At 71.8% G+C, this 14,259-nt stretch carries 15 protein-coding genes; 13 read left to right on the top strand and 2 right to left on the bottom strand.

The window, feature by feature from the left end; translation table 11 throughout:
* Positions 1–63: 63 nt before the first annotated feature.
* The 9 genes from E2E34_RS21300 to mutM all read left to right on the top strand — a co-directional run bounded on the left by E2E34_RS21300 (position 64) and on the right by mutM (position 9,020).
* Positions 64–1,698 (top strand): DAK2 domain-containing protein, encoded by a 1,635-nt coding sequence (locus E2E34_RS21300; protein WP_138903522.1) that lies wholly within the window; start codon positions 64–66, stop codon positions 1,696–1,698.
* A gap of 55 nt (positions 1,699–1,753) precedes the next feature.
* Positions 1,754–3,967, top strand: coding sequence for an ATP-dependent DNA helicase RecG (recG, locus tag E2E34_RS21295; protein ID WP_138903521.1), 2,214 nt, complete (start codon positions 1,754–1,756; stop codon positions 3,965–3,967).
* 60 nt (positions 3,968–4,027) lie between these two features.
* Positions 4,028–4,612 (top strand): 16S rRNA (guanine(966)-N(2))-methyltransferase RsmD, encoded by a 585-nt coding sequence (gene rsmD / locus E2E34_RS21290; RefSeq protein ID WP_138903520.1) that lies wholly within the window; start codon positions 4,028–4,030, stop codon positions 4,610–4,612.
* A 26-nt stretch (positions 4,613–4,638) separates the two neighbouring features.
* Positions 4,639–5,118 carry a pantetheine-phosphate adenylyltransferase gene (coaD, locus tag E2E34_RS21285; RefSeq protein WP_208765299.1) on the top strand — a complete coding sequence of 160 codons (480 nt, stop codon included), beginning with the start codon at positions 4,639–4,641 and terminating at the stop codon, positions 5,116–5,118.
* Between the two features lie 97 nt (positions 5,119–5,215).
* Complete coding sequence (locus tag E2E34_RS21280; protein WP_138903519.1) at positions 5,216–6,283, top strand: F0F1 ATP synthase subunit B; 1,068 nt, start codon at positions 5,216–5,218, stop codon at positions 6,281–6,283.
* 139 nt (positions 6,284–6,422) lie between these two features.
* The gene (locus tag E2E34_RS21275) at positions 6,423–7,064 is read left to right on the top strand and encodes a YceD family protein (protein ID WP_229843406.1); all 642 of its coding nucleotides are present in this window, start codon (positions 6,423–6,425) and stop codon (positions 7,062–7,064) included.
* A gap of 2 nt (positions 7,065–7,066) precedes the next feature.
* Positions 7,067–7,240: a 50S ribosomal protein L32 gene (gene rpmF / locus E2E34_RS21270; protein WP_003965982.1), complete on the top strand. Its 174-nt coding sequence runs from the start codon at positions 7,067–7,069 to the stop codon at positions 7,238–7,240.
* Between the two features lie 19 nt (positions 7,241–7,259).
* The gene (rnc, locus tag E2E34_RS21265) at positions 7,260–8,084 is read left to right on the top strand and encodes a ribonuclease III (protein WP_138903517.1); all 825 of its coding nucleotides are present in this window, start codon (positions 7,260–7,262) and stop codon (positions 8,082–8,084) included.
* Between the two features lie 69 nt (positions 8,085–8,153).
* Complete coding sequence (gene mutM / locus E2E34_RS21260; protein WP_138903516.1) at positions 8,154–9,020, top strand: bifunctional DNA-formamidopyrimidine glycosylase/DNA-(apurinic or apyrimidinic site) lyase; 867 nt, start codon at positions 8,154–8,156, stop codon at positions 9,018–9,020.
* 4 nt (positions 9,021–9,024) lie between these two features.
* On the opposite strand, the gene E2E34_RS21255 is transcribed toward mutM, so the two are convergent.
* The gene (locus E2E34_RS21255; RefSeq protein ID WP_138903515.1) at positions 9,025–9,438 is read right to left on the bottom strand and encodes a winged helix-turn-helix transcriptional regulator; all 414 of its coding nucleotides are present in this window, start codon (positions 9,436–9,438) and stop codon (positions 9,025–9,027) included.
* A gap of 110 nt (positions 9,439–9,548) precedes the next feature.
* On the opposite strand from E2E34_RS21255, the gene E2E34_RS21250 reads away from it, so the two are divergent.
* Positions 9,549–10,151 (top strand): flavodoxin family protein, encoded by a 603-nt coding sequence (locus E2E34_RS21250; protein WP_138903514.1) that lies wholly within the window; start codon positions 9,549–9,551, stop codon positions 10,149–10,151.
* A gap of 83 nt (positions 10,152–10,234) precedes the next feature.
* Here the strand turns inward: E2E34_RS21250 and E2E34_RS21245 are convergent, their stop codons facing one another.
* On the bottom strand, positions 10,235–11,170 hold the full coding sequence (locus tag E2E34_RS21245) for a CAP domain-containing protein (protein ID WP_138903513.1): 936 nt from the start codon (positions 11,168–11,170) through the stop codon (positions 10,235–10,237).
* A gap of 146 nt (positions 11,171–11,316) precedes the next feature.
* Between E2E34_RS21245 and E2E34_RS21240 the strand changes: the two genes are divergently transcribed.
* The 3 genes from E2E34_RS21240 to E2E34_RS21230 all read left to right on the top strand — a co-directional run.
* Positions 11,317–11,598, top strand: coding sequence for an acylphosphatase (locus E2E34_RS21240; protein WP_138903512.1), 282 nt, complete (start codon positions 11,317–11,319; stop codon positions 11,596–11,598).
* 369 nt (positions 11,599–11,967) lie between these two features.
* Positions 11,968–12,183 carry a hypothetical protein gene (locus tag E2E34_RS21235; protein WP_028814575.1) on the top strand — a complete coding sequence of 72 codons (216 nt, stop codon included), beginning with the start codon at positions 11,968–11,970 and terminating at the stop codon, positions 12,181–12,183.
* 203 nt (positions 12,184–12,386) lie between these two features.
* Positions 12,387–14,259 (top strand): chromosome segregation SMC family protein (locus E2E34_RS21230; RefSeq protein ID WP_167518342.1); only part of this gene is annotated, 1,873 nt, incomplete at its 3' end.

The following is a 14,259-nucleotide window of genomic DNA, read 5'->3' as shown; positions in this document are numbered from 1 at the left end:
CCACCGGGCCCGGCCGCCGCGCGACTACCCTGCGGTGCAACCCGCTCTCAAGGAGGACGCCAGGTGCCGCAATCCCTCGACGCCGTCGCGGTACGCACCTGGTGCTCGCTGGCCCTGGAGGCCCTGGGCAGAGCCCGCGAGGAGATCGACGCGATCAACGTCTATCCGGTCGCGGACGGGGACACCGGCACCAACCTCTACCTGACCGTGGAATCCGCCTCCCAGGCCGTCGAGGCGGTGTTCACCGCCCACGAGACCGTCACCCGGACCGGATCCGGCCGGGCATCGGCCCCCGCCCTCGCCGACGCGGTACGGGCCATGGCGCACGGCGCGCTCATCGGCGCCCGGGGCAACTCGGGAACCATCCTGGCCCAGCTGCTGCGCGGCATGGCGCAGGTGCTCTCCGGCCGGGCGGCCGACGCCGAGGCGCTGCGCCGGGCGCTGCGCCGGGCCGCCGAATCGGCGTACCAGGCGGTCGCGCACCCCGTCGAGGGCACCGTCCTCACCGTGGCCACGGCCGCCGCCGAGGCCGCCGAGCGGACGGGCGGCGACGCCACCGCAGTGGTGCGGGCGGCGTACGAGGGGGCGCGCACCGCCCTGGACGCCACGCCTCGGCAGCTGGCGGTGCTCGGCCGCGCGGGCGTGGTCGACGCGGGCGGCCGGGGCCTGGTGGCCGTGCTCGGCGCGCTGGTCGAAGCCGTCTCGGGCGAGGCCGTCGCCGTACGCGCGCGACAGGCGCCGACGCCGCTGCCCGAGGACGACGACTGCCCGGCGGACGCCCCGCAGGAGGGCGGCCCGGCCTTCGAGGTGATCTACCTGCTGGAGGCGGACGACGCTGCGGTGGCCCGGCTGCGCACCCGGCTCGACGGGCTCGGGGACTCGCTGGTCGTCGTCGGCGGCGACGGCCTGTGGAACGTCCACGTGCACGTGGACGACGCCGGCGCCGCCGTGGAGGCGGGCGTCGAGGCGGGCCGCCCGTACCGCATCCGCATCACCCACTTCGCCGCCGACCGTCTCGCCCCGCCCCGGGAGCGGGCCCAGCGGGCGGTCGTCGCCGTCGTACCGGGCGAGGGGCTCGCCGGGCTGTGCGCGGAGGCCGGCGCGACGACGGTCCTCGCGCGCCCCGGAGAGCCGCCCGCGAGCGGGGAGCTGGCGGAGGCGATCCGGCGCGCCCACGCGCGCGAGGTCGTCCTGCTGCCGAACGACGCGGACCTGCGGCACACGGCGGCCGCGGCGGCCGAGCAGGTGCGGACCGAAGGGGTACGGGTCGCCCTCATCCCGACCCGGGCGGCGGTCCAGGGCATCGCGGCCCTCGCCGTCCACGAACCCGAACGCCGCTTCGACGAGGACGTCGTGGCGATGACCTCGGCGGCCGGCGCCACCCGCTACGGCGAACTGGCCGTCGCCGAACGGCAGTCGTGGACGACGGCCGGCATCTGCCAGGCGGGCGACGTGCTCGGCCTGATCGACGGCGACGTCGCCGTGATCGGCTCCGACCTGACCGCGGCGGCCCGCACCGTCCTGGACCGGATGCTGGCTGCGGGCGGCGAGATGGTCACGCTCGTCCTCGGCGAGGACGCGCCGGCGGACCTCGCCGCGTACCTGGAGGCGTACGTGCGCGAGACCCACCTGGCGGTGGACACGGTGACGTACGACGGCGGCCGCCAGTCGTCCCCGCTGCTGATCGGCGTCGAATAGCGCCTCCCGTGAGGGAACGTGGCCCGTTGTCAGTGGTGTGGTGTGCAATGGTCCCGTGCCCGCGCTCGACGAACCACTCAAGAAGACGCTCGGCGGCACCACCGCGAAGGTGATGGCCGAGCACCTCGACCTGCACACGGTCGGAGACCTGCTGCACCACTACCCCCGGCGGTACGCCGAGCGCGGCGAGCTGACCCAGCTCGCCGACCTCCCGCTCGACGAGCACGCCACCGTCGTGGCGCAGGTCGCCGACGCCCGCGTCCTGCGCTTCAACAACGGCAAGGGGCAGCGCCTGGAAGTGACCCTCACCGACGGCAGCGGACGGCTCCAGCTGGTCTTCTTCGGCAAGTCGATCTACCACCACCAGAAGGAGCTGCTGCCCGGCCGCCGCGGCATGTTCTCCGGCAAGGTCGGCATGTTCCGCAACATCCGCCAGCTGTCCCACCCGGCGTACGAGATGCTCGGCGCGGACAGCGGCGCGGACGCCGTCGAGGCCTGGGCGAACCAGCTGATCCCGCTCTACCCCGCCTGTGCCCAGATGGAGAGCTGGAAGATCGCCAAGACGGTCGACGTGGTGCTGGCCTCCATGGAGGCCACCGGCTGGCAGGAGATCGCCGACCCCCTGCCGCCCGCCCTGCGCGAGGGCCGGGGCCTGACCGACCTGCCCGACGCGTTCCGCAAGGTGCACCGGCCGCGCACCAAGGCCGACATCGCCGAGGCGCGCGACCGGCTCAAGTGGGACGAGGCGTTCGTCCTGCAAGTCGCGCTGGCCCGGCGCCGGTTCGCCGACAGTCAGCTGCCGGCCGTCGCCCGCAGGCCCGTCCCCGGCGGTCTGCTGGACGCCTTCGACGCCAAGCTGCCCTTCACGCTCACCGACGGGCAGCAGCGCGTCTCCAAGGAGATCTTCGACGACCTGGCCACCGAGCACCCCATGCACCGGCTGCTCCAGGGCGAGGTCGGATCGGGAAAGACCATGGTCGCGCTGCGCGCGATGCTCGCCGTCGTCGACGCGGGCGGACAGGCGGCGATGCTCGCGCCCACCGAGGTGCTCGCCCAGCAGCACCACCGGTCGATCACCGAGATGATGGGCGAGCTGGCCGAGGGGGGCCTGCTCGGCGGCGCCGAGCAGGGCACCAAGGTCGTGCTGCTCACCGGCTCCATGGGCATGCCCGCCCGCCGCCAGGCCCTGCTGGACCTGGTCACCGGCGAGGCCGGCGTCGTCATCGGCACGCACGCGCTGATCGAGGACAAGGTGCGGTTCCACGACCTCGGCCTGGTCGTCGTGGACGAACAGCACCGCTTCGGCGTCGAGCAGCGCGACGCCCTGCGCTCCAAGGGCAAGCAGCCCCCGCACCTGCTCGTCATGACGGCCACCCCCATCCCGCGCACGGTCGCGATGACCGTCTTCGGCGATCTGGAGACCTCCGTCCTGGACCAGCTTCCGGCCGGCCGCTCGCCCATCGCCACCCACGTCGTCCCGGCCAAGGACAAGCCGCACTTCCTCGCCCGCGCGTGGGAGCGCGTGCGCGAGGAAGTGGAGAACGGGCACCAGGCGTACGTCGTCTGCCCCCGCATCGGCGACGGCGAGGACGACCCCAAGGGCGCCAAGGGCGGCCGGAAGAAGGCCGCGGCCGCCGAGGAGGACCCGGAGAAGCGGCCGCCGCTCGCCGTGGTGGAGATCGCCGAGCAGATCGCCGCCGGCCCCCTGAAGGGCCTGCGCGTCGAAGTGCTGCACGGCCGGATGCAGCCCGACGACAAGGACGACGTCATGCGCCGCTTCTCCGCCGGCGACGTGGACGTCCTGGTCGCCACCACCGTCATCGAGGTCGGCGTGAACGTGCCCAACGCCACCGCCATGGTGATCATGGACGCCGACCGGTTCGGCGTCTCGCAGCTGCACCAGCTGCGCGGCCGGGTCGGCCGGGGATCTGCCCCCGGGCTGTGTCTGCTGGTCAGCGAGACGCACGAGGCGAGCCCGGCCCGCGCGAGGCTGGCCGCCGTGGCCGCCACCCTCGACGGCTTCGAGCTCTCCCGCATCGACCTCGAACAGCGCCGCGAGGGCGATGTGCTCGGCCAGGCCCAGTCCGGCGTCCGCTCGTCCCTGCGGATGCTCGCCGTCATCGACGACGAGGAGGTCATCGTGGCGGCCCGCGAGGAGGCCGCCGCCGTGGTCGCCGCCGACCCGGAGCTCGAACGGCTCCCGGAGCTGCGCACCGCCCTCGACGCCCTGCTGGACAAGGAGCGGGAGCAGTATCTCGACAAGGGCTGACAATGGGGGAGCGGAACCCGTTCCGCTCGCCCGCACCTACGACGCTAGGACCCGACACCCATGACCCGCGTGATCGCCGGCACGGCCGGCGGACGCCGCCTGGCCGTCCCGCCGGGCAACGGCACCCGCCCCACCTCCGACCGCGCGCGCGAGGGCCTGTTCTCCACCTGGCAGTCGCTGCTCGGCACGCTGGAGGGCATCAGGATCGCCGACCTGTACGCGGGTTCGGGCGCCGTGGGGCTGGAGGCGCTGTCGCGCGGCGCAGCGCACGCCCTGCTGGTCGAGGCCGACAGCCGGGCCGCCCGCACGGTCCGGGACAACGTCCGCACCCTGGGCTTGCCCGGCGCCGAGGTCCGGGCGGGCAAAGCGGAGCAGATCGTGACGGGCCCGGCGCCCGAGACGCCGTACGACGTGGTGTTCCTCGACCCTCCGTACGCCGTCACGGACGACGATCTTCGGGAGATCCTCCTCACACTCCGCACCCAGGGCTGGCTCGCGGACGACGCCGTGGCCACCGTGGAGCGCAGCACAAGAGGTGGAGAGTTCAACTGGCCCAAGGGATTCGAGCCACTGCGGGCCCGTCGCTACGGCGAGGGCACGCTTTGGTACGGTCGCGCCGCCTCTACGTGCGAAGACGCACGATGACCGGACCGGAGAGCGAGGGACTACAGATGCGCCGCGCAGTCTGTCCCGGGTCATTCGACCCGATCACCAATGGACATCTCGACATCATTGCCCGCGCCTCCAAGCTGTACGACGTCGTACACGTCGCGGTGATGATCAACCAGTCGAAGCAGGGGCTGTTCACGGTCGAGGAGCGGATCGACCTGATCCGCGAGATCACCGCCGAGTTCGGCAACGTGGAGGTCGAGGCCTTCCACGGCCTCCTCGTCGACTTCTGCAAGCAGCGCGACATCCCCGCCATCGTGAAGGGCCTGCGCGCGGTCAGCGACTTCGACTACGAGCTCCAGATGGCCCAGATGAACAACGGCCTCTCGGGCGTCGAGACCCTGTTCGTCCCCACCAACCCCACCTACAGCTTCCTGTCCTCCAGCCTGGTCAAGGAGGTCGCCGCCTGGGGCGGCGACGTCTCCCACCTGGTCCCCCCGAGGGTGCTCGGCGCGCTCACCGAGCGCCTCACCAAGAAGTGACAATCTGACGGAACGTCACCAGGTGTCGGACGGGGGCCGACTGCCCGTACAGTCGTCCCGTCCGTCTCCAGCCGGAAGAACAGGTGGCGAGCACACGGTGGACGTGCAGAAGAAGCTCGACGAGATCGTCGAAGCGGTGGGCAGCGCCCGGTCGATGCCCATGTCGGCCTCGTGCGTGGTCAACCGCGCCGATCTGCTCTCGATGCTCGAAGAGGTGCGCCAGGCACTGCCCGGCTCCCTGGCGCAGGCCCAGGAGCTGATCGGCGGCCACGAGCAGATCACCGAGCGGGCCCGCCAGGAGGCCGAGCGGATCATCGAGTCCGCGCACGCCGAACGCGGATCGCTCATCTCCGACACCGAGGTCGCCCGCCGCTCCCAGGAGGAGGCCGACCGCATCCTCGCCGAGGCCCGCCGTGACGCGGAGGAGATCCGCGCCGAGGCCGACGAGTACGTCGACTCCAAGCTCGCGAACTTCGAGGTCGTCCTCACCAAGACCCTCGGCTCCGTCGACCGAGGCCGCGAGAAGCTGCTCGGCCGCGGCCCCGGCCTCGACGACCAGGGATACGCCGACGAAGAGGCCCCCGAGCGCAGCCACGACCCGGAAACGCTGCGCCGGCGCGCGGACGAGTACGTCGACACCAAGCTCGGCGCCTTCGAGGCCGTTCTCTCCAAGACCCTGGAAGCGGTCGGCCGCGGCCGGCAGAAGCTGCACGGCCGGGTGGCCTCGGACGAGCTCGGCGCGCACATGGTGGCCCAGGACGAGGCCGGAGCGCAGCACAGCAGCGACGCGGACTTCCTCGCCGACCTGGCCGAGCCGCAGGCCGCCGTGCCCGCGGCCGCCCCGCAGCAGGCGCCGCACATCCCCGCGCAGCAGCCGTACGACCCGTACGCCTACCAGCAGCCGGCCCAGCAGCAGGACGCCTACGCGTACCAGCAGCCCCAGGACCCGTACGCCGCCCAGCAGCCCGATCCGTACGGCTACCAGCAGGACCCCTACGCGTACCAGCAGCAGCACCAGCAGCAGGGCTACGACCAGGGCCAGGACTACGGCCATCCGCAGCAGCAGGGGCACGCCCCCCAGCAGGGCGCGCTCGACGAGACCAGCCTGTTCGACACGAGCATGATCGACCTCGATCGGCTGCGCGAGTACGAACAGGGGCGCTAGCCGCCGATTGGGCCCTGAGCGAAGCGTCAAGTATCCTGGCTCTTCGGTCGCGCGTATGCCCGCGATCTCGGCTGCCCGCTTCGCGTTCCGCGACGGCGACACGGCGGCCCACCACAGCGAACCGAAAGCAGGAAGACCCCTGAACGCCCACCTTGACCACCGCAACCCCCTCGTGTTCGACACGCACGAGCTGGGCCGGCGTCCCGGTGCGCTCCAGCGGCTGACCCGCTCGGTGGGCGCCCCCAAGGACCTCGGTCTCGACGGGGTCATCGGCGTGCCCGAGGGCGCGCCGGTGGATCTCAGACTCCGCCTTGAATCCGTCATGGAAGGGGTGCTCGTCACAGGCACCGCCCGTGCGACGGCCGAGGGGGAGTGCGTAAGGTGTCTGGAGCCGCTGGAGCTGGACGTTGCAGCGGACTTCCAGGAGATGTTCTCGTACCCTGCCGCCGATGACCGGGGCCGCTCAAAGGCGGAACCGGCCGACGACGACGAGGACGACGAGGACAGGCTCTACCTCGAGGACGGTCTTTTCGACCTCGAGTCCGTGCTGCGCGATGCGGTGGTGCTCGCACTGCCGATGCAGCCGGTGTGCCGGGAGGACTGCCCCGGCCTGTGCCCGCAGTGCGGGATCAGGCTGGACGAGAATCCCGATCACAACCATGACGCCGTCGACATTCGATGGGCGGCACTGCAAGGACTCGCCGGGACCAACCAGGACGGCGAGAAGGACAACATTGGCGACGCCGCCGAGTCGGGCGTCGACGAGAAGCAGGAGAAGTAGCCGTGGCTGTTCCGAAGCGGAAGATGTCGCGCAGCAACACGCGCCACCGCCGGTCGCAGTGGAAGGCTGCGGTCCCCACCCTGGTTTCGTGTGAGCGTTGCCAGGAGCCGAAGCTCCAGCACATCGCGTGCCCGAGCTGCGGCACGTACAACAAGCGCCAGGTTCTCGAGGTCTGAGCGGCTGGTGAGAGGCACGATGTCTGACGCCAAGGCGGACAACGCCAAGAAGCCGGCGGAGAACACGGCCTCGTCCCACACGCTTCTGGAAGGGCGGCTCGGGTATCAGCTCGAGTCCGCCCTTCTGGTGCGCGCGCTGACCCACCGTTCGTACGCGTACGAGAACGGCGGTCTGCCCACCAACGAGCGTCTGGAGTTCCTCGGGGACTCCGTGCTCGGCCTGGTGGTCACGGACACGCTGTACCGGACCCACCCCGATCTGCCGGAAGGCCAGCTGGCCAAACTGCGGGCCGCGGTGGTCAATTCTCGTGCGCTGGCGGAGGTGGGCCGCGGCCTCGAACTCGGCTCCTTCATCCGGCTCGGCCGGGGCGAAGAGGGCACGGGTGGCAGGGACAAGGCATCCATCCTCGCCGACACCCTCGAAGCGGTGATCGGCGCGGTCTATCTCGACCAGGGTCTCGGAGCCGCATCGGAGCTGGTGCACCGGCTCTTCGATCCGCTGATCGAGAAGTCTTCGAGCCTCGGTGCGGGCCTGGACTGGAAGACCAGTCTCCAGGAGCTCACCGCGAGCGAGGGCCTCGGGGTTCCCGAGTACCTCGTGTCGGAGACCGGACCGGACCACGAGAAGACCTTCACTGCTGCTGCCCGCGTCGGTGGTGTCTCGTACGGCACCGGCACCGGCCGCAGCAAGAAGGAAGCGGAACAGCAGGCGGCGGAGTCCGCGTGGCGCGCGATTCGCGCGGACGCGGACGAGCGCGCGGCGGCGGCCTCGGCCACCGCCGAGGCGGAGTCCGTCCCGGCGGCGGCCGAGGACGCGGCGTCGTCGGCCGAGGCCAACGCCTGAGTGATGTGAGCACTGCTTTCTGTGCCCCCTGCCGGATTCCGGCAGGGGGCACAGAGGTATGCTGCTGCCGTGCCCGAGCTCCCCGAAGTCGAAGTCGTACGTCGCGGGTTGGAGCGCTGGGTCACCGGCCGGACCGTCGCCGAGGTGCAGGTCCTGCACCCCCGGGCGGTACGCCGCCACCTCGCCGGCGGCGAGGACTTCGCCGTACGTCTCCAGGGGCACCGCGTCGGCGCCGCGCGCCGCCGGGGCAAGTACCTGTGGCTGCCGCTGGAGGACACCGCCGCCTCCGTACTCGGCCATCTCGGCATGAGCGGCCAGCTGCTCGTACAGCCCGAGACCGCCCCCGACGAGAAGCACCTGCGCATCCGCGTCCGCTTCGACGACGCCCTCGGTACGGAGCTGCGCTTCGTCGACCAGCGGACCTTCGGCGGGCTCTCGCTGCACGACAACGCTCCCGACGGGCTCCCCGACGTCATCGCGCACATCGCACGCGACCCGCTGGACCCGCTCTTCGACGACGACGCGTTCTGCGCGGCGCTGCGCCTGCGCCGTACGACCGTCAAGCGCGCCCTGCTCGACCAGTCGCTGATCAGCGGCGTCGGCAACATCTACGCGGACGAGGCGCTGTGGCGCGCGCGGCTGCACTACGACCGCCCCACCGCGACCCTCACGCGCCCCCGCGCGAGCGAACTCCTGGGCCACGCCCGGGACGTCATGAACGCCGCGCTCGCCGTCGGCGGCACCAGCTTCGACAGCCTCTACGTGAACGTGAACGGCGAGTCCGGGTACTTCGAGCGGTCACTCGACGCGTACGGGCGCGAGGACGAACCCTGCCGGCGCTGCGGCACGGCGCTGCGGCGGCGGCCCTGGATGAACCGCTCCAGCTACTTCTGCCCGCGCTGCCAGCGCCCGCCGGCGATCCGCCGCCCGAGCTAGAGCGCTACGCGCGCGCCGCCTGCCCACCTCGCGTCTCGTCGTACCGCGCCTGCGCCGTCAGCACCTGCGGCATGCGGCCCTCGATCAGCTCGATGAGGGCGATCAGCCGGCCCGCGACCTCCTGGCCCAGCGGGGTCAGCTCGTAGTCCACGCGCGGCGGGTTGGTCGGCTGCGCCTGCCTGCTGACAAGCCCGTCGCGCTCCAGCGCGTGCAGCGTCTGGGACAGCATCTTCTCGCTCACGCCGTCGACCCGGCGGCGCAGCTCGTTGAAGCGCAGCGTGCCGCCCTCGCGCAGGGCGCCCACCGTCAGGCTGCCCCACCGCCCCGTCACCGCCTCCAGGACGCTCCGCGACGGGCACTGCCGGGAGAACACGTCGAAGGCCGAGTCCCCGCACGTTTCCTGCGCTGTGGTGTCCATACGGCCAGCATACTCCTGGAGAGCGCTAACTAAGGGGTTGCGCTTTCTGGAAGTTAGTGTTTTTCTTCTCTGGCCAGCCACCGAGCAGAACCCCGACGAGGAGTGCACCCGTGACCAGCCCTGTTGTTCCGCCCGTTGTCTCGATCGCCTACCACTCCGGCTACGGCCACACCGCGGTCGTCGCCGAGGCCGTCCGGGCCGGTGCCGCCGACGCGGGTGCCACCGTCCACGTCGTCGACGTCGCCGGGATCACCGATGAGCAGTGGCAGCTGCTCGACGCCTCCGACGCGATCGTGTTCGGCTCGCCCACCTACATGGGGACCGCCTCCGGCGCGTTCCACCAGTTCGCGGAGGACACCTCCAAGCGCTGGTTCACCCAGGCCTGGCAGGACAAGCTGGCGGCCGGCTTCACCAACTCCGGCTCCAAGAGCGGCGACAAACTGCACACGCTCCAGTACTTCCAGACCCTCGCCGCCCAGCACGCCATGCACTGGGTGAACCTTGGCCTCCAGCCCGGCTGGAACACCACCGAGGGTTCCGAGAACGACCTCAACCGCCTGGGATTCTTCTCGGGCGCCGGTGCCCAGACGAACAACGACGAGGGCCCCGACGCCGTCCACAAGGCGGACATCGCCACCGCCGAGCACCTCGGGCGCCGGATCGCGGAGACCGCCAGGGTGTTCACGGCGGGCCGGGCGGCCGTCGCGGCCTGACCCTGCGGCCTTCACGGCACCGCGCGATAAGCAAAGGCCCCCGTCCGTCCGGACGGGGGCCTGCGTGCTGAGGCGGGGCGGGGTCAGAAGCCGAAGTTCTGGGTCCACCAGGGGCCGCCGGGGGCCATGTGCACGCCGACGCCCAGGGTCTTGAACTCGCAGTTCAGTATGTTCGCCCGGTGGCCCTCGCTGTTCATCCAGGCGTCCATCACCGCTTCGGCGTCGGCCTGGCCGCGGGCGATGTTCTCGCCGCCCAGCCCGTCGATACCCGCCTTCTCGGCGCGGTCCCAGGGGGTCGCCCCGTCCGGGTCGGTGTGGTCGAAGAAGCCGCGGGCGGCCATGTCCTCGCTGAAGTCCTGCGCCAGCTCGCCGAGCGGCCTGTCGGCCCGTACCGGTGAGCAGCCGGCCGCCACGCGCTCCTTGTTGACCAGCGTCAGGACGGCCGCCTCGGCGGCCGTCTCGGTGCCGGAGCCGCCGGCGTCGCCGCCACCGGTCTCGGGCACCTTCACGGACGGAACCGGCACCACGCGTTCGGGCTTCGCCGTCTTCGGCGGCGCTGCGGGCTTCTCGGTGCGCCGGTCCTCGGCCGTCCGCCGCTCGGACGGCTTGGCCGACGGCTTCGCGGAGGGCTTCTGCGCGGACTTCGAAGGCTGGGACGGCGTGCGCGAAGGGGACTTCGACGGCGCGTGGGCCGGACCGGTGTCCTCGGCGGCCGGAGTGGTCGCCCGGTCCGTCGGCTGCGCCGAGCTGCCGCCCTGTGTCTCCAGCCCGGCCGTGCCCTCGGCGCTGACCCGGTCGCCCGAGCCGCCGCTGATGGAGAAGTTCTCCCCACCGGGCAGCAGCCCGGAGGTGACCGCGACGGCCCCCAGGGCCACGGCGGCGGAGACGCCGAGCAGGCCGGTGCGTACGGGCGCGGCCCGCTTCTTCCGGCGGCGCGCACTCCCCTGGTGCCGGCCTGCCGGTACGTCCGCGTGGTCTGCTGCTACGGGTCCGGCGGCGGAGCGACGATGGCGTCCCATCTGCTGTGCCTTCCTGGTGCTCGATCGACGTGGTCAACGCCGATACGTCTCACCCGAACGGGTGAGGCTTTATTTCGTCGGGACTGTACGCCATGACGCGTGGGGGCGAAGTGCCTCGTGAGCAATTGGCCAGTTAGCGTTCGGGCATGAACGAAGAAGTGCGGCTCACCGCCTGGGTACGCGGCCGAGTACAGGGAGTGGGCTTCCGCTGGTTCACCAGGGCAAACGCTTTGGAGATCGGCGGCCTCACCGGCTTCGCGCTGAATCTGGAAGACGGCCGGGTGCAGGTCGTGGCCGAGGGGCCGCGTGAGAATTGCCACCGTCTGCTGGACTGGCTGCGCTCCGCCGACACTCCCGGGCGGGTTGACGGTGTGACCGAGATCTGGGGCACGCCGCGCGGGGGTTACGCGGGCTTCGCGATGCGTTGATCATTTCGCGGCGGGGGCGCCCGGGGCGCGTTCCGGGAATGCCCGTGGCAGGTGCCCGGGGCAGAAACGACCTGGTGGTTGCCAAGAAACGGTTGGCGTGGAAAGCTGCCGGTGTACGGATGATCTCTACGCCCCCTGGGCCCCGTGAAAGAGGCGGCGCCGCGCATTCGCGGCCGCGCGCCCCCGGGCTGCCACGCGATACGGGGCGTGATCGTGTTGACCGTCAAACTTTTTGGTGAGACTCTGGAAGCCCCGCGCACCTTAGCTGTTTGGCATTGAGAACAACAGAGATGACAAGCACCGCGGGTGCGATTCCCTCACGACCCACCACCGCTTCGGTCGGTCACTCAGTGTGGAGGACCATCCATCATGGCAAAGGCGCTTCTCGGTTACGTCGGCGGCTCCGACCCGCGACTCCTCGCCGAGATGCGACGGCTTCAGCAGCGCGTCCAGGATCTTGAGTCCGAGCTCAACCGGATTCAGTCCGAGAACGACGCGCTGAGCGCCGCCGCTCACCACCGCGGAGATTCGCTGCTCGACAGCATCGACATCGACGTACCCCAGGCGGAGCCCGCGCTCACCTGACACGGCTCGTAGGACATTCCGAGCCCGTCAGGCTGTCCGTATCAGCCGCTTGAGATCTGCTCAAGATCTATCAGCAAGACATTGCAAGGGACGCTTCGGCGTCCCTTCTTTCTTTCCCGGCCGTGCGTACACCTCTTCCCTTACCGTCTGATGTGCCCTGCACCTTCATGGGTGAAACCGGTGGTGAAAGGTAGAGTGCGGCGGTGCATCTCAAGGCCATGACTCTCCGCGGTTTCAAGTCATTCGCATCGGCCACGACACTCCGGTTCGAACCCGGCATCACCTGCGTCGTCGGCCCCAACGGATCGGGCAAGTCCAACGTCGTGGACGCCCTGTCCTGGGTGATGGGAGAGCAGGGGGCGAAGTCGCTGCGCGGCGGCAAGATGGAAGACGTGATCTTCGCCGGGACCACCGGGCGGCCGCCGCTCGGCCGGGCCGAGGTCTCCCTGACCATCGACAACTCCGACGGCGCGCTGCCCATCGAGTACGCCGAGGTCACCATCACGCGGATCATGTTCCGCAACGGCGGCAGCGAATACCAGATCAACGGCGACACCTGCCGGCTGCTCGACATCCAGGAACTGCTCTCGGACTCCGGCATAGGGCGAGAGATGCACGTCATCGTCGGGCAGGGCCAGCTCGACTCCGTACTGCACGCCGATCCGATGGGGCGCAGGGCGTTCATCGAGGAGGCCGCGGGCGTACTCAAGCACCGCAAGCGCAAAGAGAAAGCCCTGCGCAAGCTCGACGCGATGCAGGCGAATCTCTCGCGCGTACAGGATCTGACCGGCGAACTGAGACGCCAGCTCAAGCCGCTCGGCCGGCAGGCGGCGGTCGCCCGGCGGGCCGCCGTCATCCAGGCCGACCTGCGGGACTCCCGGCTGCGGCTGCTCGCCGACGACCTGGTGAAGCTGCGTGAGGCGCTGCGTACGGAGATCGCCGACGAGGCGGCGCTCAAGGGGCGCAAGGACGCCGCAGAGGCCCAGCTCAGGGCCGCGCTGGCGCGCGAGGCGGAGCTGGAGGACGTGGTACGCCGCCTCGCCCCGCGACTCCAGGCGGCGCAGCAGACCTGGTACGAGCTGTCGCGACTGGCCGAGCGGGTGCGCGGCACGGTCTCGCTGGCCGACGCCCGGGTGAAGAGCGCGACGGCGCCGCAGGAGGAGGAGCGCAGGGGGCGCGATCCCGAGGACATGGAACGCGAGGCCGCGCGGGTCCGCGAGCAGGAGGCGGAGCTCGAAGCCGCGCTGGAGGCGGCGCGGCGGGCGCTGGAGGACACGGCCGGGCACCGGGCCGAGCTCGAACGGGAGCTCGCGGCGGAGGAGCGCCGGCTCAAGGACGCGGCCCGCGCCATCGCCGACCGGCGCGAGGGCCTCGCCCGGCTCAGCGGCCAGGTCAACGCGGCGCGCAGCCGGGCCGGTTCGGCCCAGGCCGAGATCGACCGGCTGGCCGCCGCGCACCGGGGAGCCCAGGAGCGGGCCGCCGCCGCACAGGAGGAGTACGAGCAGCTCAAGGCCGAGGTGGAGGGGCTGGACGCGGGCGAATCCGACCTCGCCGAGCAGTACGAGGCGGCCCGGCGCGAGCTGGCCGAGGCCGAGGCCGGTCTCACGGCGGCCCGGGAGGCGGCCACCTCCACCGAGCGGCGCCGGGCGGCGACCTCCGCGCGGCACGACGCGCTGGCGCTCGGTCTGCGCCGCAAGGACGGTACGGGCGCGCTGCTCGCCGCGCAGCCCGCGCTCGCCGGTCTGCTGGGCCCGGCGGCGGAGCTGCTGACGGTGACGCCCGGCTTCGAGGTGCCGGTGGCGGCGGCGCTGGGCGCGGCGGCCGACGCGATCGCCGTCAGGGACCCGGCCACCGCGGCCGAGGCGATCCGCCTCCTGCGCAAGCAGGACGCGGGCCGGGCGGTGCTGCTGCCGGGCGGCTTCGGGGGCGCGGCGGAGGCCGGGGGCGGCTCCGGGGCATCGCCGGCGGTGATCGGCGTGCCGGGTCAGGCGGCCGGCGCCGGCGCGGACGCCGCCCGGCCGGGGACCGCGCACGGTGTGCCGGGGCAGGGCGCGGCGGCCGGTGCGCCCGGGGGGC

The organism is Streptomyces albidochromogenes, assembly GCF_005981925.1.
GTDB classification, from domain to species: domain Bacteria; phylum Actinomycetota; class Actinomycetes; order Streptomycetales; family Streptomycetaceae; genus Streptomyces; species Streptomyces albidochromogenes.
This window is presented reverse-complemented; position numbering and strand designations above follow the sequence as displayed.

Bases quoted from the DNA above. Each gene is read 5' to 3' on its own strand.
- rsmD (WP_138903520.1), top strand. From the start codon at position 4,028: ATGACCCGCGTGATCGCCGGCACGGCCGGCGGACGCCGCCTGGCCGTC.
- coaD (WP_208765299.1), top strand. From the start codon at position 4,639: ATGCGCCGCGCAGTCTGTCCCGGGTCATTCGACCCGATCACCAATGGA.
- rnc (WP_138903517.1), top strand. From the start codon at position 7,260: ATGTCTGACGCCAAGGCGGACAACGCCAAGAAGCCGGCGGAGAACACG.
- E2E34_RS21255 (WP_138903515.1), bottom strand. From the start codon at position 9,438: ATGGACACCACAGCGCAGGAAACGTGCGGGGACTCGGCCTTCGACGTG.
- E2E34_RS21245 (WP_138903513.1), bottom strand. From the start codon at position 11,170: ATGGGACGCCATCGTCGCTCCGCCGCCGGACCCGTAGCAGCAGACCAC.
- E2E34_RS21240 (WP_138903512.1), top strand. From the start codon at position 11,317: ATGAACGAAGAAGTGCGGCTCACCGCCTGGGTACGCGGCCGAGTACAG.
- E2E34_RS21235 (WP_028814575.1), top strand. From the start codon at position 11,968: ATGGCAAAGGCGCTTCTCGGTTACGTCGGCGGCTCCGACCCGCGACTC.